We start from the raw sequence: 17,679 nt of genomic DNA on the forward strand, positions 1-17,679 counted from the left end.
CTCCGCCGCGGAACGCCGGATCGTCGCTAGTTGCTGTGACCGCGCATCAAGTACCACCCGGCGGCCGCGGCTCCGCTCAGCGCGACCACCCGGTCCGCGCGATCACTCCTGGGTAGATCGAGCAGCGACACCAGACCCAGGACCGCGAATCCGGTCCGGATGGCGGGGTGGCTTGTCGCCGTCGTGACCAGAGCGGCGCTCGGGTCGGTGAGGGGCACGGGAGCAAGGTCGGTGCGCACCGGTCCTCCTGTCGATGGCTCGGAGACTTGGGGCGATTCGACGGTAAGCCCCGAGCCGGCTTGGGGGAATAGGGATTTTCCCTATCCGTACGACTCCTCTGGCCGCCCGATGTGACGGCCCAGCTCGGCGCGTGACTTGATGCCTAGCTTGCGGTAGATCCGGGCCAGGTTGGCCTCGACCGTCTTCGGGCTGATGAACAGCGCCGAGGCGACGTCACGGTTCTTCATGCCCGACGCGGCGAGCTCGGCGACCTGCTGCTCGGACGGTGTGAGCGCATCGGTACGCCGTGCGCTGACGTTCGAACGGGCCAGTTCGGTGCGGGCCCGCTCGGCCCACAGCGGAATGGTGAGCCGCTCGAACGTTTCGAGCGCCTCCTGCAGGTGCATCGAGGCCGAGTCCTTGTTGCGCAGCCGCCGCTCGAGCTGACCAAGCAGCAGTTGGGTCCTGGCCCGTTCGAACGGCATCGGCAGGCTCGCGTGCGCGGCCATCGCCTGTCGCGCCGCGGCGTGCGCGCCGTCGTAGTCGCCGCGGGCCGCGAGCAGCATGGCGCGGCACCGGCCGCCGACCGCCGTCATCCACGGGCGGTTCAGCCCGCGGCCGTTGCGCTCGAGCGCGGCGATCAGCGGCTCGGCCTCGGCGAACCGGTCCAACTCGATCAGCGCCTCCACCGCATCGGGTAGGTAGGAGGCGTTGGGCAGCTCGGTCGGCGTCGATGTCGGGTCGAAGTCGGCCAGCATCGGCTGTGCCGCGGCAACCGCTGCCTCATGGTTGCCCAGCGACACCTCGAGGAACGCCAACGCGGCGAGCACCCGCTCGGCCAGCCGGGAGGTGCCGGTGCGACTGCCTTCTTCGAGTGCGGCGTCGATGGCTTGACGGGCCGCGGCCTCCTGGCCGGCGTATGCGCTCAGCTGGGCGCGCAGGCTGTGTGCGAGGAACCGCGGGGTGTGCCCGCCCAGTTGTCGCGCCTCCTCCCATGCGTCCTCGGCGACGAGCCTGGCGCGGACCAGGTCGCCACGCCAGATGGCGTTGATCAAAATGTGCTGGCAGATGAAGAGGTGCTCGCCCTCCTCGCCCTTCTCCACACAGCGGGCGCAGATCTTCTCCAACGCCTCGCGGGCCCGCTCGAGCTCTCCTGTCCAATCCAGCAGCACCGCGCGTTGCACGCTGGGGCGAAAGACCAAGGGCGTGAACGCTTCCGGGTCCTCGAGCTCGAGTGCCCGGCCCAGCAGTTGCGCGTCATACCCCTGGCCGGCCGCGAACCGCATGGTGACCAGCATGCCCAGCGCCATGCTCAGCAGGTGTGGGTTGGCGAGCGTCTCGGCGATGGCCACCGCCTGCTCGGCAGTCGTCACCGCCTCGGCCACCTCGTTGGCGTGGTGCAGCGAATACGCCAGCGTGATCAGGATCTGCACCCGCAACGCGCCATTGTCCCGCACTTCGTCCAGTGCCGCGCGCAGAAGTCGGGTGGTCTCGTAGAAACCTTCCCCGTAGAGCCGGACCACCGCCAGGCGGCTCAACGCCTCCGCTCGCAGATCACCCGACGGCAACGCCTCTATGGTGTCCTCCAGAATCGAGGCGGCACGGTCGGCATCGCCGGCGTCGAAGTGGTGCAGGGCCGATCGGAGCCGGCGTTCGGGACTGTCGCCGCCGAGTCCGATCGCCAGGTCCATCAGCTCCGCGGCGGCCGCGGGCGCGCCCCGCATCCGAGCCGAGTCCGCGGCCGCGTCGAGCGCCTGCAGCGTGACCTGATCGCCGCTGGTGGCGGCCAACGCGAGGTGGCGGGCCCGCAGTTCGGGTTCATCGACGATCTCGGCGAGCCGCCGGTGCATCGACCGGCGGCGTCCGGGGGCGGCCTGGGTGTAGACGCCGCGCGCCAGCAGGGGATGGGCGAACCGGATGCGGTTGCCGTCGATCGCGATGATGCCCTTGCTCTCCGCGGTCTCGAGCAGCTCGACCAGGCGGTCGTCGTCGTTGCGGGTGGCGGTGCACACCATGTCGACCGTCGGGGTGGGCAGGCAGGAGGCGGCCAGCAGCGCATCGTGCACGTCGGTGTCCAGGCTGCCGATCCGGGTGCGCACCACGTCTGTCAGCGTGCGCGGCAACGAGGTCTCGATGCCGGACCCGCGTTCGTCGATGGCGCGCGCCAACTCGATGGCGTAGAAGGGATTTCCGCCGGACACCTGGTGGATGCGGCCGATGGCGGGACGGGAGATCGGCCGCCGCAGCTGCGCGGAAACCGCCGCGTGCAGGTCGGTGATGTTCAACGGGCTCAACCGGATCCGGTTCACCGCCTCCGGGCGCGGCATCTGCAGCCAGGCCGAGGTGGCGCTGTCGCCGGGTTCGGTTCGCACACTGGCCAGCACACCCGTCGGACCGCTGAGCCGGCGCGCGGCGAAGGCCAGCACGTGCAGGCTCGACGGGTCCAGCCACTGCAGGTCGTCGATCGCCAACAGCACGGGACCCTCTTCGGAGATGCGCTCGATCACCGCGAGGAACGCCGCCGCGACGGCACGCTGGTCGGTGACGATGTCCGTGTCGGCGCGCAGCAACACCCGGTCGACCGCGAGAAGCTGGGGGTCCGGCAGGTCGGCCCAGGCCCGGGCGTCGACCTCGTCCAGAAGGTCGGCCAGCGCCGTGTACGCCAGTACGGACTCGGCGGCCGCGGCCCGCGTGGACAGCACCCGGAACCCGCGGTCCTGCGCCCGGTCCACCGCAGCTAACCACAGCGTGGTCTTGCCGATCCCCGGCTCCCCCTCGATCAGCAATGCCGACGGCCCGACGCTGGCCGAATCCAGAAAGCCCCGAACCGCGCGCTGATGAGTCGCATCTTGCATGACGACTTCCCCCGCCATCAGAAACAGCATCTAAGCTCTTGTCAGCAAACACCGTTGTTTGACTGGTTTCGCACCGCCGATGCACGACGGCAAACGGCTCTATACCCGTTAGCTATCGAAAGTAGTCGTCCGTTCGACCTGTTGCGCCGCGCTCCGGTGCGACCTAGCGGTGGTCGTCGCGAACCTTCGCCATCGCCAGCACGTCCAGGCGCTTGTCGAGTTCCTCCTCGGACAGCTTGTCGCCGATGAGTCCCCGGTCGATGACCGTCTGGCGAATGGTCTTCTTCTCCTTGAGCGCCTGTTTGGCGACCGCGGCAGCCTCCTCGTAGCCGATCGCCGAGTTCAGCGGCGTCACGATCGACGGCGAGGACTCGGCCAGTTCCCGCAGCCGGTCCTCGTTGGCGACCAGGCCGTCGATGCACCGCTCGGCGAACAGCTTCGACGCGTTGGCAAGGATCTTCAACGACTCGAGGATGTTGCGGGCCATCATCGGGATGTAGACGTTGAGCTCGAATGCCCCCGAGGCGCCGCCGAACACGATGGCCGCGTCGTTGCCGATCACCTGAGCGGCGACCTGCGTGACGGCCTCGGGGATGACGGGATTGACCTTGCCGGGCATGATCGAGCTGCCCGGCTGCAGGTCCGGCAGTTGCAGCTCGCCGAGCCCGGTCAGCGGACCCGAGCCCATCCACCGGATGTCGTTGGCGATCTTGGTCAGCGACACGGCGATGGTGCGCAGGGCGCCCGACGCCTCGACCAGCCCGTCGCGCGCGGCCTGCGCCTCGAAATGGTTTGCCGCGACGCGAAGTTCGGCTACGCCGGTGTGCTCGGTCAACACGGCGACCACCCGCTCGTCGAAGTCGTCGGGCGCGTTGAGGCCGGTGCCCACCGCGGTGCCGCCGATGGCCAGTTCACCGAGTCGCGGCAGCGTCGCCTTCACCCGCTCTATGCCGGCCTCGATCTGACGGGCGTATCCGCCGAACTCCTGGCCCAGCGTCACCGGGACGGCGTCCATCAGGTGGGTGCGACCCGACTTGACCACGGTGCGCCACTGCCGCGCCTTGGTGTCGAGTGACTCGTGCAGCACCTCCAGCGCCGGAAGTAGTTGCCGCACCGCGGCTTCCGTGGCAGCGATGTGCGTCGCGGTGGGGAAGGTGTCGTTGGACGACTGGGACATGTTGACGTCGTCGTTGGGGTGCACCGTCACACCGTTGCGCGCCGCGATGCCGGCGATCACCTCGTTGGTGTTCATGTTCGAACTGGTGCCCGAGCCGGTCTGGAACACGTCGATCGGGAACTGGTCGTCGTGCCGGCCGTCGGCGATCTCGCTCGCCGCCGCGATGATCGCGTCGGCCTTGGCGGGCTCGAGCAGGCCCAGGTCCTTGTTCACCTGCGCGCAGGCGCCCTTGAGCAGACCCAGCGCCCGGATCTGCGTGCGCTCGAGGCCTCGACCGGAGATCGGGAAGTTCTCCACCGCGCGCTGTGTCTGCGCACGCCACAGCGCATTTACCGGCACTTGGACCTCGCCCATGGTGTCGTGCTCGATGCGGTACTCGGCAGCTTCCCGGTCTTGAGACGAGTCGACGCTCAATTTTCGCCCTTCGTTGTTTCGGTGACTTACGGCAGTGGATAGACGGCGCTGCTGTCGCCGGTGAAGTCGATCGCGGAATACTCGTTGAGCTTGGAGAGCCGGTGGTAGGCCTCGATCATCCGCACGGTGCCGGACTTGCTGCGCATCACGATCGACTGGGTGGTGCAGCCGCCACCGTAGAAGTGGACGCCCTTGAGCAGGTCGCCGTCGGTGACGCCGGTGGCGCAGAAGAACACGTTGTCGCCCGACACCAGGTCTTCGGTGAACAGCACCTGATCGAGGTCGAGTCCCTTGTCGATGGCCTTCTGGCGCTCCTCGTCGTCCTTGGGCGCCAACTGCCCCTGGATCGCGCCGCCCATGCAGCGGATCGCGGCCGCGGCGATGATGCCCTCGGGCGTACCACCGATGCCGACGAGCAGGTCGGTGCTGGTGTTGGGCCGGCACGCCGAGATGGCGCCGGCCACATCGCCGTCGGAGATAAGCCGGCACCGGGCCCCGGCATCGCGCACGTCGGCGATCAGCTGCTCGTGCCGCGGCCGGTCCAGCACGCACACGGTCAGATCGGCCACCGAGACGCTCTTCGCTTTGGCGACCTGGCGGATGTTCTCGCCGATCGGGGCGGCGATGTCGATCGCGTCGACCGCGTCCGGGCCGACGGCGATCTTGTTCATGTAGAACACCGCCGAGGGGTCGTACATGGTGTTGCGCTCGGACACGGCCAGCACCGAGATCGCGTTCGACAAACCCTTGCTCATCAACGTCGTGCCGTCGATGGGGTCAACGGCGAAGTCGCACTCCGGTCCGTCGCCGTTGCCGACCTCCTCACCGTTGTAGAGCATCGGCGCGTTGTCCTTCTCGCCCTCGCCGATCACCACGACGCCGCGCATCGAGACGGAGTTCACCAGCTCGCGCATGGCATCGACGGCGGCCCCGTCACCGCGCTCCTTATCGCCACGCCCTACCCAGCGCCCCGCCGCCATGGCACCGGCCTCGGTGACTCTGACCAGTTCAAGGGCGAGATTTCGATCGGGAGCTTCCCCGCGGCTCGGCGTCATGCAGCAGATTGTCCCACTACCAGGGTCGCCGGTGGGAGCTGGGATACTGGGGATGTGACGACGCAGCCCCAGCCCGCTCCGAAGCCTGCCAAGTCGCGGTTGCTGCAGGACGGCCGCGACATGTTCTGGTCGATGGCACCGCTGGTGGTCGCCTGTGTAGTGCTCGCCGGACTGTTGGGCATGTGCTCGTTCCAGGCCGCGGGACCTGGCGCGGGCCCGGTGCCCGACTACGACGCGCCGGCGGCGTTGCAGGCCGACGCCGAGGCGCTCGAGATTCCGATCCGCGTGCCGCAGCTGCCCGACGGGTGGCAGTCGAACTCGGGCAGCCGCAAGGGCATCGAGGGCGGCCGGACCGATCCGGTGTCGGGTCAGGCCCAGCGCGCGGTGAGCTCGACGGTCGGCTATCTCGCCCCGAGCGGGATGTACCTGAGCTTGACGCAGAGCAACGCCGACGAGGACAAGCTGGTGGGCTCGCTGGACCCGGACCTGGTGCCGACCGGCGTGCAGGACGTCGACGGCGTCACGTGGGTGGTCTACGAGGGCAGCGACGCCGACGGCGAACCGGCCGAACCGGTTTGGACGACGCGGTTGACCGGGCCGACCGGCCCCGCCCAGGTTGCGTTGAGAGGCGCCGCGGGTACCGCTGAGTACCGTACGCTGGCGACGGCGACGCAGACCGCCTCGCCCCTGCCCGTCGAGTAACGGACGAGAGGTGCCATGACAGCGCCCGATCCTGATGTCGCCGCCGAGGCGGCTCCGGACCCCCATGCAGCCGCCGGGGCGGCTCGGGAAGCCGATCTGACGGGGTGGACCGTCGCGCCGTTCACCGCGGTCGGATACACCCACGACGTCTACCGCAGGGGTGAGGGCCCCGGCGTCATCCTCATTCCCGAGATGCCCGGCGCCCACCCCGGTGTGCTGGCCCTCGGCAACCACCTTGTGGACAACGGGTTCACCGTCGCGATCCCGTCGCTGTTCGGCACCCCCGGTGCGCCTGCGATGCGGCCGGGGGCGGTGCCGGTGATGCTTCGCGGTTGCGTGGCAAGGGAGTTCGCGGCCTTCGCCACCAACGCCGACCGGCCGGTAGCGCACTATCTCCGTGCACTGGCCCGTGACCTGAACGAGCACACGCCGGGTAAGGGCGTCGGGGTGATCGGTCAGTGCTTCACCGGCGGTTTCGCGCTGGCGGCCGCGGTCGAGGACAGTGTGCTCGCGCCGGTGCTGAGCCAGCCGTCGCTGCCGTTGCCGCTGACTCCCCGACAGCGCCGCGATCCGGGGCTGTCCGACGCCGAGCTCAAGATCGTGGAACGCCGCGCCGCCAACGACGGGTTGTGCGCGCTGGGGCTGCGGTTCACCGAGGACCCGCTGGTGCCGGCGCAGCGGTTCAAGACGCTCAAGGACCGCCTCGGCGACGCGTTCGAGGTCATCGAGATCGATTCCAAGAAGGGCAACGAGCACGGGTTCAGCAGGACGGCCCACTCGGTTCTGACACTGGAACTGCGTCAGCAGCAGGGCCATCCGACCGACGACGCACTCAAGCGGGTGGTGGCCTTCCTCACGGAGCGGCTGACCTAGCCGCGGGCGCCCCGGCGCTTGCCGAGTCGCTGCGGATATCAATCGGCGCTGTGCAGTTGCGGCTATTGCCGCGTCGTTGCCGCTGAAAAAACTTGTGGCTCAACCTAGTTGTTGTTCGTTGGTGGTGGTTGGGGTTGGTAGGGGTCGTACCACCACCATTGGGCGCGTTCGCCGAGGGGTCCGGGGTATGGGGCACCATCGGTGGGGGTTGTGTGGGTGGGCGTGCCAGGGATCCGGGGTGCAGGGGCTCGCCGTCGTCGTCGAGCACGGTGATCGCTGGTGCGGGTCCGAGGATGGTGATCAGGCCGCGGTGGTGCATGCGGTGGTGGTAGGGACAGACCAGCACCAGGTTGTCGAGTTCGGTTGCTCCGCCGTCTTCCCAGTGGATGATGTGGTGGGCGTGCAGTCCGCGGGTGGCCCCGCAGCCGGGCACCGCGCAGGTGCGATGGCGGAACTCCAGCGCGCGGCGCAGCCGGCGGCTGATCTGACGGGTGGTGCGCCCACAGCCCAGGGTCTGCCCGTCTTTGTCGAACCAGGTTTGGTAGGTGGCATCACAGGTCAGGTATCGGCGTTCGGCGTCGGTGAGCAGCGGACCCAGATGCAGCGCCGCGGCGCGTTTGTCGACATCGAGATGCACGATCACCGTGGTGTGCGCGTGGTGGGGGCGTCGGGCGGCTTCGGCGTCCCAGCCGGCCTCCACCAGCCGCATGAACCCGTCCCCGACGGTGGGAAACGGCGGCACCTGACCGCCGCCAGCACTGTGCTCATCGTCGCTGTGGTCGCGTTTCCACTCACCGATGAGCGCCTCGTGGTGCGACTGCAGGGCGGCGTCGAACGTGGCCGCATCCGGGTGCGACAACCGGATCCGGTAACACGCCCCGTGGGCATCGCTGGTTTTGGTGATGGAGCGTTCGGGTCCGCGCCGCGGTGCGGGTTCAGGCTCGGGGCGCGGTTCCAAACTGATCGCTTTGCGCAGCTGGCTGACGGTGGCCACGCCGGCCAACTCGACGTAGTGGGCATCAGAGCCCGCACCGGCTTTCTGGGCGATGACCCCGACCTGATCCAGTGACAACCGGCCCTCGGCAAGGGCTTGGGTGCAGCGGGGGAACTCCTCACAGCGGGCCGCGATCGCGGCCATGGTTTTGGCGTTGGCCTCGGTGCAGCCGGTCTTCCAGGCCACCAACCCCGCCAGCGAGCGCACCCCGGTCATACCCCACAACCGGTCGCGGTCGATCTCGGCCACGATCTGCACCAGGCGCCCATCGATGGCGTTGCGCTGCCCACACAACTGCGCCACCTCCTCGAACAACACCGCCAACCGCTCCTTCGGCAACACCGGAGCATCGGAGGCGGCGGTCGAGGACATGACCCCATCATGACAGCGGGGTCTGACAGCTTTCGCCAGCCGACTCAGTCGGCCTCCGAGGTGGCGGCGGACGCAGTCTCATTGTTCTTCCCGACGGTCGGCTCCGGTTGGTCTTGAGAGGCGTCCTCCTCCCTGGCTTTCTCGTCGCGCTCGTCGCGCACCTCCTTGACGCGACGGCCTAACCACCAGAACGGATTCCGCTTCTTGGGTTTCTCGTCGTCGACCTCTGGCCGCTGCATCGGCACACCTTTGTAGACCGACAGGTAGACGCTGATCGTGGTGACGATGACGATCATCAGCACCGGACCGATAACGATGCCCCAAGCCCCGAACATGCTGATGCCGGCGAACACCGCGAGCAGCATCAGCGCCGCATCCAGGCGGGCTTCCCGGGGCACCAGGATGGGCCGCAGGAAGTTGTCGATGTTGGTGACCACGATGATGTGAAAGGCGATGACGAAGACGCCGCCGAAGATGTTGCCGAACAGGATCATTCCGATGCCGAACGGAATGGTGACGATGCCGCTGCCGAGCGGGATGACCGACAGCGCGGACAGCAGCACGGCGAACAGGAAGAAGCCCTGGTGGAATCCGGCGATGTAGATCGACGCCGCGCCCGCGACACCCTGGCACACCGCGATCACGAACTGGCCCATCACGGTGCCCTTGACCATCGCACCCATCTTGGCCATGTAGAGGTCGGTGACCTCCTCGCCGAGCGGGTTGAGGCGCCGGATGAGCAGCAGGACGCGGTCGCGGTTGATCAGCAGCGACAGGAACACATAGATGAATAGGATCATCGCCGTCAACGCGCCGAACGCCCCGCCAGCCGCGCCCTGCAGCAGGCCGAGCAGCCATTGGCCCGCTTCCTGAGCCACCCGGGTCATCGAACCCTGCAGCGACTGCGGGGTGACGGTGGTATCGACGTAGGGCACCCGGGCCAGTAATTCGTTGACGAATTGCAGCGCGCGGTCGCCGAGGGCCGACAGGTCGGTGCGGGCCACCCAGTCGGCCACCCGCTCCACCATCGTGGTGATCTGCACGACGGCGAGGAACACGAACAGGCTCAACGGCACGATGACGGCGGCGATCGCGGTCAGCAGCGTGATGGTGGCCGACAGCCCGCTGCCCAATCGCTTGTTGAGCCGGCGGTACAGCGGCGAGAACAGGTAGGCCACCACCGCGGCGACCACCACGAGGATGAAGTAGCCGCGCAGGAAGTATGCGCCGAACGCGATCGCGGCGACCGTGGCGACGGCAAGCGCGCGCCGCTGCGTGAGCGTGAATTCGGTGTCCACGCAGCTATGTCTACAGCGTGTCCGCGCTGTCCGCCCTTGCTTGGGTTTGTTTCGCCCGCTGGTCGGCGACGAACCGCATCGACACCCTGTTCATCAGCCTCGGCGCCAGGCGCGCGAACAGCCACTGGGCGTGGGCGATACGCGGTTTGACCAGAATCGGCTTGTTCTTCTCGACCGCGCGCAGGATGTCGTCGGCGAGTCGGTCGGCGTCGTAGGGCTTGCCGCCCTGCGCGGGCAGGAAGTAGTCCCGCCCCACGAACCCGCCGACCGCTCCCTTGTCCAGGATTGGGGTCTCCACGGCGGCCGGGCATACGACGAGCACCCCGACGCCGCGGGCCGCGGCCTCAGAGCGCAGCGCCAGTGACAACCCGACGACTGCGTGTTTGGTCATCACGTAGCTGGTGACCTGTCCGGCTGCCGTCAGCCCGGCCATGGACGCGGTGTTGACGATGTGGCCGTGGCCCTGTCGCACCATCAGCGGATAGGTGGCCGCCACGCCGTGCACCACGCCGCGGATGTTGACGTCGATGATCGCGCTCCACTGGTCCAGGGTCAGCAGTTCCGTGTCGCCGCCCCAGACGATTCCGGCGTTGTTGAACATCAGGTCGAGCCTGCCGGTGCGCGCCACGACGTCGTCGACGACGGACTGCACGGCGGCCGCATCCGTGACGTCGAGGCGCTGCGCTCGGACATTCCCGCCGAGGGCGCCGGCGGTACGTTCGGCCGCGTCACCGTCGATGTCGGTGCACACCACGTCGGCGCCCGCGGCGGCCAGCGCCCGGCACAACGCGGCGCCGATGCCCGATCCGCCGCCGGTGACGATGGCCTGCTTACCGCCGAAATTCACGACTTCTCCGCGAGTTTCATCACGTGGCCGAGCACGTCGGGATACTTCTTGAGGTGCGCACCGCCGTTGAGGTCGAGCACTTCACCGGTCAACCAGCCGGCCCTCGGTGAGCACAGGAACACCACGGCGTCGGCGATCTCTCCGGGTTGTCCCGCACGACCGAGCGCGGTGTTGTCGACGTAATCCTCGACGAGCCCGGGGATCAGCGACGAGCCTTCGGTCAGAGGCGTCTCGACGAAGCCGGGCGAAACCGCGTTGACGCGGATCCCGCGCGGGCCCATCTCGAGAGCGGCGACCTGGGTCAGCATCGACAGGCCCGCCTTCGCCGCGCAGTAGGCGCTCATCCCCACCGCCGGCTGTCGGCCGTTGAGCGAGCTGATCGAGACCAGCGACCCGCCTTCGCGCAGCGTTTGTCCCGCGTGTTTGGCGACGATGAACGCACCGTTGAGGCAGACGTCGACCACCGAGCGGAACTCCTCGACCGCCAAATCGGTGATCAGCCCGAGACTGCCGAAACCCGCGCAGTTGACCACGATGTCGAGCGGGCCGGTCGCACCGAACAGGCGCTGCACCGAGGCTTCGTCGGTCACGTCGACCTCGGCCGCGGTGTGCGGATCGCCGAGTTCGGCGGCGCGTTGCTTCGCGCCGTCGGCGTTGCGGTCGGCCAGCGTGACGGTGCAGTCGTCGGCGGCGAGCGCCTTGGCCGTCGCCCAGCCGATGCCGGACGCCGCGCCGATCACCACCGCTTGTCTGCCCGGCCGCCCGTTGCTCATCCGGCTGCCCTTTCGACGGGAAGTAGAACGCGTTACAACTTAGCGCTTTGGCACACTCGACCGGTGAGTGAATTGACGATGTCCGAGTCGGTCCATGTGGCCGCGCCGCCCGACGAGGTTTACGCGATGGTGTCCGACGTGACGCGGATGGGGGAGTGGAGTCCGGTCTGCCGGGCCTGCTGGTGGGACGACGGCGACGGGCCGCGCATCGGTGCGTGGTTCACCGGCCGCAACGAGACCCAGGAGCGGACGTGGGAGACGCGCTCGCAGGTGGTGGCCGCGACGCCCGGGCGTGAGTTCGCGTGGGAGGTCAACGACGGCTGGGTGTACTGGGGCTACACCTTCGAGCCGGAGAACGACGGCACCCGTCTGACGGAGACATGGAGGTTCCTGCCCAAGGGCATCGACGGGTTCCGCGAGCGGTTCGGCGAGGCGGCCCAGGGCGAGATCGACAAGCGCCGCGACGCCGCGCGCGACGGCATCCCGGTCACCCTCGCGGCGATCAAGAGGGCCGCCGAAGCGGGCTGATCGCGCAGGCGAGATCCGCTTCAGGGCACCACTACGGCGCGACCGCGCACCCTGCCGGATTGCAGATCGCGGTAGGCGCGCGGCGCGTCGTCGAGAGAATAGGTCGTCGATTCGACGTGCACCATGTCCCTGGCCGCGAGGGCGAGCAGCTCGACGAGCTCAGGCCGCGACCCCCAGTACGTCGTCTGGATGCTGACCTCGTAAGGCTGCGAGAAGAACGTCAGCGGCACGCTGCCCCCGGCGATGCCGATGATGGTGACGTCGCCGAGACTTCTCGCCGCGCCGCGGGCCAGTTCGATCGTCGCCTCGGCGCCGACGCAGTCGAGCAGCACGTCGGCACCCCTGCCACCGGTGAGTTCGCGAATGGTGTTGATGGCGTTGTCATCCGACATGACCGTGTGATCGGCGCCCATTTCCGTGGCGAGGTCGAGAGCTTCAGTGCTGCTGTCGACGGCGATCACCCTGGCCGCCGTCGTCGCCGCGACGAGCTGCAGCGCCATGTGGCCGAGGCCGCCGATGCCGATGACCACCACGGTCGACGTCGGCGTCAGCTTCGGCCACGACCGCCGAATCGCGTGATACGGCGTCAGGCCGGCGTCCGTGAGTGGCGCTGCCGTCACAGGGTCCAGTCCGGGGGGCAGCGGCACCAGCAGGCGCTCGAACGGCACCAGCAGGTATTCGGCCATGCCGCCGTCGAGGCCCAGGCCGCCGCCGCCGCTGATGACCGGTGCGGCCAGCGGGTTCTCGCAGTAGTTCTCCACGCCGCGCCGACAGCGGTCGCAAGTGCCGCATCCCCACGGGCCGTACACCGCGACCGCGTCGCCCTCCTTGACGGCACTCACCCCGGCGCCGACGTCCTCGACCCAGCCGGCGTTCTCGTGGCCGAGGGTGAACGGTGGCTGCCACGGCAGCATGCCGGCGTCGAAGTCGTACATCAGGTGCAGGTCGGAGTGACAGGCACCGGCGCCGGCGACCTTCACCACCACCTGCCCGGGTCCGGGCGTCGGCTTCGGCACCTCGACCAGTTCGGGATCGGATTTCCAGTTCGTCAGGCGCAGCGCTTTCATGACGCCAGTCTGCCCGCCGGAGCGCTATGGGCGCGCGATGACCGGCCTGGTGCGCACCCTGGTGCCCGCCGTGCCCTTGATGATGTCGGCGATGTCGGTCAGCGCCCCGATCACGGCCTCGTTGCCGGTGGCGCGCGCGAATCCTGACGCCGCCTCGACCTTGGGACCCATCGACCCCTTCGGAAGCTCCAGTCCGGTCAGTTCCTCGGGGGTCACCAGGCCCAATCGGGCCTGCTGCGGTGTGCCCCAACCGGAGTAGACACCGTCGACGTCGGTGGCGATGACCAGCAGGTCGGCGCCGAGTTGCTCGGCCAGCAGGGCCGACGCGAGGTCCTTGTCGATGACCGCCTCCACACCGTGCAGCACGCGGTTCTCGTCGTACACCACCGGAATGCCGCCACCGCCTGCGCAGATCACGATCGTGCCCTGTTCCAGCAGGCTACGGATCGGGCGAATCTCGAAGATTCGCTTCGGCTTCGGGCTCGGCACCACCCGCCGGAACTTGTCGCCGTCCGGCGCGATCGCCCAGCCGCTGTCACCGGCCATCTTGTCAGCGGTCTCCCGGTCGTATACCGGGCCGATCGGTTTGGTCGGGTGGGCGAACGCCGGGTCGTCCCGGTCAACCTCGATCATCGTCAGCAGTGTGGCCAGCGATTGCTCGACGGGCACTAGGTTGCCCAGCTCCTGCTCGATGACGTAGCCGATCATCGCCTCGGTCTGCGCGCCGAGCACATCGAGCGGATACGGGTCGACGTCGTGATAGGCGGCGGCCTGCAAGGCCAGCAGGCCGACCTGGGGACCGTTGCCGTGTGCGATGACGATCTCGTTGCCGGGGGCGACGGCTGCGATGCACTCAGCCGCGGAGCGGATGTTGGCCCGCTGGTTGTCGGCGGTCATCGGCTGGCCGCGCTGCAGCAACGCGTTGCCGCCCAGCGCGATCACGATACGCACGGCGCCACTGCGAAGATCAATGCGATGTTCTTGCCCTCGAGACTGCGCCGAACATCACCGGAGTACTTGGCGCGTTTGAGGTCTCGTGCCAGATCGATCAGGTAGATCAGGTCGCGTTCGCTGTGGTGCACCAGCGACAGCAGGTTGCGGTTACGGATATTGAAGGGCATCTCGAGGCGCCTCCTTTTTTTCGGTTCTCGTCTGACGCCACGGAAGATCCACGGGCTGTTGTCCCGCACGGGTGATGGCTCGACGGCGAACCGCTACCGTCCGTCGCCGGTGGAGGTCAACCCTCTTTAGTCGTCGCCGTGATGCTGACCACCGGTTCCTTGGACGCGCTCTCCATCTGCCGGTAGAGGTCGACGTAGTAGGGCAGGCAGTGGGCCATCGCCTGTTCGGTGGTGAACAGCGGCCGGTAGCCCAGGTCGCGTTCGGCTTTGGCGATGGAGAAGTAGTTGTCCAGGTAAAGCCGTTCCACGCCAAGCGGTTCGATCATCGGCTTGGGCAGGCCGAGGCGGAAGTGCAGGAACTGCCAGACGGTCATGACGAACCACACGAGCCGGCCCGGAACCCGGATCTTCGGGTACTTCTGCCCGCACGCCTCCACCACCGGCCGGGAGAACTCGAACATGTTGATCGGTTCGCCGTCGTTGATGAAGTAGGCCTGCCCGGGTGCGGTCCCACCGGGGACCAGATGCTCGGCGGCCAAGATGAACCCGTGAACCAGGTTGTGCACGTAGGAGTTGTCCAGCTTGACGTTCTTGCTGCCGACCAGCACCTTGACGTGACCGGCGAGCACGCTCTCGAATACCTTGCGGAACATCGTCTTGTCCCCGCGACCCCAGATGCCACTGGGCCGGATCGAACAGGTCAGCAGTCCGCTCACCCCGTTCTGCCCCAACACGAACTTCTCCGCCGCCACCTTGGTCTCGGTGTAGAGGTCGTTGAACCGATCGGTGTAGGGCAGCGTCTCGTCACCGTTCTCGATGCGCTTGCCGCCCATGACGACGCTGTTGGACGCCGTGTAGACGAAGCGCTTCACCCCGGCCGCCTGCGCCGCGCGCACCAGACACTCGGTGCCCGCGACGTTGACCGCGAAACTGCGCTCGCGACTCTGCTTGCTCACCGCGCCTCCGCCGGTGAGGTCGATGATCGCCGCGGTGTGGAAGATGGTGTCGATGCCCGCGACGGCCGCCGCGACGGTCTCGGGGTCGCAGATATCGCCTTCGAGCACTTCGAGCCGCGGATGCGCGGGCAGCGGCGAGGGCGCCCGGTCGAACGAGCGGACCTGATGGCCGCGTTCGAGCAGTTCGGTCACCAGGTTCGCGCCGACGAAGCCGGAGCCCCCCGTGACAAGCACATGGCCTAGTTCAGCGCGGACACGAGGAGCATCAGAAGCAGGAGGCAGCGTTGAGTCACCCATGCCGGGCAGCATAACTGAAACGTGTTACAGTTTCGACCCTCAGCGAAGAAATTGTTGCCTCGTCAATTGTCGCCGGGATCCTTGGCGGCCAGCGCATCCTCGACTCGTTTGCGGGCGCCGGCTAAGTGCTCCTCGCATCGTTTAGCGAGTTCCTCGCCCCTTTCCCACAACTTCAGCGACGCATCCAGGTCGAGCCCACCCTGTTCGAGCTGTTGAACGACCGCGATCAGTTCGTCGCGCGCTTCCTCGTAGCCGAGTTGACTAATGGGCTTCATGGTCCTGCCTCTTCCGGTCCCTCGCTGACGGCTGTGAAGGCACCGTCGGCCACCCGCACCCGTAGCCGTGCCCCCGCCGGGGCGTCGGCGGTCGTCCGGAGCACCCCGCCGGTCGGCATCGTCTGCACCACCGCATAGCCTCGCGCGAGCGTCGCCGCGGGCCCCAGTGTGGACAGCCGCGCCGACAAGTGCCCGATACGGTCGGTCTCTGCGGCCACCAACCGGGTGACGTCGCGCCGTGCTGCGAGCAGGGCCCGTCCAATCTCCTCGGACCTCGCGGTGATCGCGGCCAGCGGCTGCGCCAGCACCGGCCTGCTGCGCAGCTGGTCGATGGTGCTTTCCTCGCGGTGCACCCAGTTGCGCAGCGCGCGCCCGCCGCGCCGGCAGAGGTCGGTGACGAACGCCTGCTCGGCCGCGGCGTCGGGCACTATCCGCTTGGCCGCGTCCGTGGGAGTGGCGGCGCGCAGGTCGGCGACCAGGTCGCACAATGGGTTGTCGGGCTCGTGGCCGATCGCGCTGACCACCGGAGTGGCGCACCTGGCGATCTCCCGGCACAGCGTCTCGTCGGAGAACGGCAACAGATCCTCGACACTGCCGCCGCCACGGGCGATCACGATGACGTCGACCTCGGGATCGGCGTCCAGTTCGCGCAACGCCGCCACCACCTGCGCGACGGTGTTGACTCCCTGCACCGCCGTGTTGCGGACCGCGAAATGCACTGCGGGCCAACGATCACGGGCCACCGTCACCACATCGTGTTCGGCGTGGCTGGCGCGACCGGTGATCAGGCCGATGCAGCCGGGCAGGAAGGGCAGCGGCCGTTTGAGCCGCGGATCGAAGAGCCCCTCGGCGTCGAGCAGGCGGCGCAACCGCTCGATGCGGGCCAGCAGCTCGCCGAGCCCGACCGCCCGGATCTCGTAGATCCGCAGGCTGAACGAGCCGTTGCGGGTGTAGAACTGCGGCTTCCCGTGCATGAGCACCTGGGTGCCCTCGGTCAACGGCACGGGCGCGTTGGCGACGAGGTCACGCGGACAACTCACCGACAGCGACATGTCGGCGGCGGGATCGCGCAGCACCATCCACGCGGTCGACTGCCGCAGCTTGAGCTCGGTCAGCTGACCCTCGACCCACACCGTGCCGAGCCGGTCGATGTACTTGGCGACGCGGGTGGCGACGGCCCGCACGGGCCACGGGTTGTCCGGGGACTTGCCCGGCTCGGCATCAGTCATCGTCGCGGGCCGCGGGGGTGGTCACGCCGAAGCGGTCACTTCGCCGACGCGCGGGTGATTCTGTTGGCGAGCAGCGTCTGGAACGGCGCACGCTTCTTGTTGGCCTCCTCGTAGGCCAGCAGCGCCTCCAGGTCGTCGACCCGCAAAGTGTTCAGCCGTGCCCGCAGTTGAGCCAGGGTCAGCGACTCGTAGTCCAGTTCGGTGACGATCTCGGGCGTCTCGCCCGTCGGTGCCGCCGACTCGCCCCCGCGAGGCTCGGTCGGCGTCTCCGGCTCTCCGTCGCTGAACAGGGCGAACCGGCCTTCGGTGAGGCGTTCGCCGTCGACGATGGACGTCACGGAGGCGCCCTCGTCGGTGTCCTCGTCGAAGGTCGCCCACTCCGGCTGTTCATCCTTGGGCGGGAACATCGCTTCCAGCGTCTCGTCGCCCTTGATCACCAGGTCGGCGACGTCCTGTTGCATCTTCATCACCAGATGCGCGACCTGGCTGACGACGGTCATCGGGTACATCAGGATGGTCTGCGGCAGCTTGCGGGTCTCCTCGATGGCGGTCACCGCCGCGCCGACCAGCAGACGGATCCCATATGGTGCGGTAGCCATGCCCCCAGCCTACGGGCGGGCTCTCCGC

Annotated in this window: 17 protein-coding genes and 1 pseudogene; 3 read left to right on the plus strand and 15 right to left on the minus strand. The window is 68.3% G+C overall.

Annotated elements, in window-relative coordinates:
* Positions 1-26 precede the first annotated feature (26 nt).
* The 4 genes from K3G64_RS14250 to glpX all read right to left on the minus strand — a co-directional run bounded on the left by K3G64_RS14250 (position 27) and on the right by glpX (position 5,720).
* A complete protein-coding gene (locus K3G64_RS14250; RefSeq protein WP_238885179.1) occupies positions 27-239 on the minus strand; it encodes a hypothetical protein in 213 nt (70 codons plus the stop codon).
* Positions 240-320: 81 nt separating this feature from the next.
* Entirely contained in the window at positions 321-3,074 is a 2,754-nt protein-coding gene (locus tag K3G64_RS14255; protein ID WP_238885181.1) for a helix-turn-helix transcriptional regulator, read from the minus strand.
* Between the two features lie 163 nt (positions 3,075-3,237).
* Complete coding sequence (locus K3G64_RS14260) at positions 3,238-4,605, minus strand: class II fumarate hydratase (RefSeq protein ID WP_238950660.1); 1,368 nt, start codon at positions 4,603-4,605, stop codon at positions 3,238-3,240.
* Between the two features lie 86 nt (positions 4,606-4,691).
* The gene (gene glpX / locus K3G64_RS14265) at positions 4,692-5,720 is read right to left on the minus strand and encodes a class II fructose-bisphosphatase (protein ID WP_238885183.1); all 1,029 of its coding nucleotides are present in this window, start codon (positions 5,718-5,720) and stop codon (positions 4,692-4,694) included.
* A 54-nt stretch (positions 5,721-5,774) separates the two neighbouring features.
* On the opposite strand from glpX, the gene K3G64_RS14270 reads away from it, so the two are divergent.
* A complete protein-coding gene (locus tag K3G64_RS14270; protein ID WP_238885185.1) occupies positions 5,775-6,422 on the plus strand; it encodes a DUF4245 domain-containing protein in 648 nt (215 codons plus the stop codon).
* 15 nt (positions 6,423-6,437) lie between these two features.
* Positions 6,438-7,295, plus strand: coding sequence for a dienelactone hydrolase family protein (locus tag K3G64_RS14275; RefSeq protein WP_238885187.1), 858 nt, complete (start codon positions 6,438-6,440; stop codon positions 7,293-7,295).
* 104 nt (positions 7,296-7,399) lie between these two features.
* Here K3G64_RS14275 and K3G64_RS14280 read toward each other — a convergent pair.
* The 4 genes and pseudogenes from K3G64_RS14280 to K3G64_RS14295 all read right to left on the minus strand — a co-directional run bounded on the left by K3G64_RS14280 (position 7,400) and on the right by K3G64_RS14295 (position 11,579).
* Positions 7,400-8,661 (minus strand): annotated as a pseudogene (locus tag K3G64_RS14280) (DUF222 domain-containing protein).
* A gap of 44 nt (positions 8,662-8,705) precedes the next feature.
* Positions 8,706-9,959, minus strand: coding sequence for an AI-2E family transporter (locus tag K3G64_RS14285; RefSeq protein WP_238885189.1), 1,254 nt, complete (start codon positions 9,957-9,959; stop codon positions 8,706-8,708).
* 10 nt (positions 9,960-9,969) lie between these two features.
* On the minus strand, positions 9,970-10,806 hold the full coding sequence (locus K3G64_RS14290) for an SDR family NAD(P)-dependent oxidoreductase (RefSeq protein WP_238885191.1): 837 nt from the start codon (positions 10,804-10,806) through the stop codon (positions 9,970-9,972).
* On the minus strand, positions 10,803-11,579 hold the full coding sequence (locus K3G64_RS14295; protein ID WP_238885193.1) for an SDR family NAD(P)-dependent oxidoreductase: 777 nt from the start codon (positions 11,577-11,579) through the stop codon (positions 10,803-10,805). Before K3G64_RS14295 ends, K3G64_RS14290 begins: the two co-directional genes overlap by 4 nt.
* Positions 11,580-11,642: 63 nt before the next feature.
* Here K3G64_RS14295 and K3G64_RS14300 point away from each other — a divergent pair, with 63 nt between their 5' ends.
* A complete protein-coding gene (locus tag K3G64_RS14300) occupies positions 11,643-12,107 on the plus strand; it encodes an SRPBCC family protein (protein ID WP_238885195.1) in 465 nt (154 codons plus the stop codon).
* Between the two features lie 20 nt (positions 12,108-12,127).
* Here the strand turns inward: K3G64_RS14300 and K3G64_RS14305 are convergent, their stop codons facing one another.
* The 7 genes from K3G64_RS14305 to K3G64_RS14335 form a co-directional block, all read right to left on the minus strand.
* A complete protein-coding gene (locus K3G64_RS14305; RefSeq protein ID WP_238885197.1) occupies positions 12,128-13,174 on the minus strand; it encodes an NAD(P)-dependent alcohol dehydrogenase in 1,047 nt (348 codons plus the stop codon).
* Between the two features lie 24 nt (positions 13,175-13,198).
* Positions 13,199-14,125: a carbamate kinase gene (arcC, locus tag K3G64_RS14310; protein ID WP_238885198.1), complete on the minus strand. Its 927-nt coding sequence runs from the start codon at positions 14,123-14,125 to the stop codon at positions 13,199-13,201.
* Complete coding sequence (locus K3G64_RS14315) at positions 14,113-14,295, minus strand: hypothetical protein (protein ID WP_441338860.1); 183 nt, start codon at positions 14,293-14,295, stop codon at positions 14,113-14,115. Before K3G64_RS14315 ends, arcC begins: the two co-directional genes overlap by 13 nt.
* A gap of 116 nt (positions 14,296-14,411) precedes the next feature.
* Entirely contained in the window at positions 14,412-15,548 is a 1,137-nt protein-coding gene (locus K3G64_RS14320; protein WP_238885199.1) for a 3-beta-hydroxysteroid dehydrogenase, read from the minus strand.
* A gap of 62 nt (positions 15,549-15,610) precedes the next feature.
* Positions 15,611-15,823: an exodeoxyribonuclease VII small subunit gene (locus tag K3G64_RS14325; protein ID WP_238885200.1), complete on the minus strand. Its 213-nt coding sequence runs from the start codon at positions 15,821-15,823 to the stop codon at positions 15,611-15,613.
* Positions 15,820-17,052 (minus strand): exodeoxyribonuclease VII large subunit, encoded by a 1,233-nt coding sequence (gene xseA / locus K3G64_RS14330; RefSeq protein ID WP_238885201.1) that lies wholly within the window; start codon positions 17,050-17,052, stop codon positions 15,820-15,822. The genes K3G64_RS14325 and xseA overlap by 4 nt, the downstream gene beginning before the upstream one ends.
* 35 nt (positions 17,053-17,087) lie before the next feature.
* Positions 17,088-17,651: a lipid droplet-associated protein gene (locus tag K3G64_RS14335; protein ID WP_238885202.1), complete on the minus strand. Its 564-nt coding sequence runs from the start codon at positions 17,649-17,651 to the stop codon at positions 17,088-17,090.
* Positions 17,652-17,679: the final 28 nt, after the last annotated feature.

The sequence above is a fragment of the Mycobacterium sp. IDR2000157661 genome (assembly GCF_022317005.1).
In the GTDB taxonomy this organism is placed as follows: domain Bacteria; phylum Actinomycetota; class Actinomycetes; order Mycobacteriales; family Mycobacteriaceae; genus Mycobacterium.

Coding starts and splice junctions, on each gene's coding strand:
- K3G64_RS14320 (WP_238885199.1), bottom strand. CDS start 15,548: ATGGGTGACTCAACGCTGCCTCCTGCTTCTGATGCTCCTCGTGTCCGC.
- K3G64_RS14275 (WP_238885187.1), top strand. CDS start 6,438: ATGACAGCGCCCGATCCTGATGTCGCCGCCGAGGCGGCTCCGGACCCC.
- K3G64_RS14255 (WP_238885181.1), bottom strand. CDS start 3,074: ATGCAAGATGCGACTCATCAGCGCGCGGTTCGGGGCTTTCTGGATTCG.
- K3G64_RS14325 (WP_238885200.1), bottom strand. CDS start 15,823: ATGAAGCCCATTAGTCAACTCGGCTACGAGGAAGCGCGCGACGAACTG.
- glpX (WP_238885183.1), bottom strand. CDS start 5,720: ATGACGCCGAGCCGCGGGGAAGCTCCCGATCGAAATCTCGCCCTTGAA.
- K3G64_RS14260 (WP_238950660.1), bottom strand. CDS start 4,605: ATGGGCGAGGTCCAAGTGCCGGTAAATGCGCTGTGGCGTGCGCAGACA.
- K3G64_RS14335 (WP_238885202.1), bottom strand. CDS start 17,651: ATGGCTACCGCACCATATGGGATCCGTCTGCTGGTCGGCGCGGCGGTG.
- K3G64_RS14315 (WP_441338860.1), bottom strand. CDS start 14,295: ATGCCCTTCAATATCCGTAACCGCAACCTGCTGTCGCTGGTGCACCAC.
- K3G64_RS14295 (WP_238885193.1), bottom strand. CDS start 11,579: ATGAGCAACGGGCGGCCGGGCAGACAAGCGGTGGTGATCGGCGCGGCG.
- K3G64_RS14305 (WP_238885197.1), bottom strand. CDS start 13,174: ATGAAAGCGCTGCGCCTGACGAACTGGAAATCCGATCCCGAACTGGTC.
- xseA (WP_238885201.1), bottom strand. CDS start 17,052: ATGACTGATGCCGAGCCGGGCAAGTCCCCGGACAACCCGTGGCCCGTG.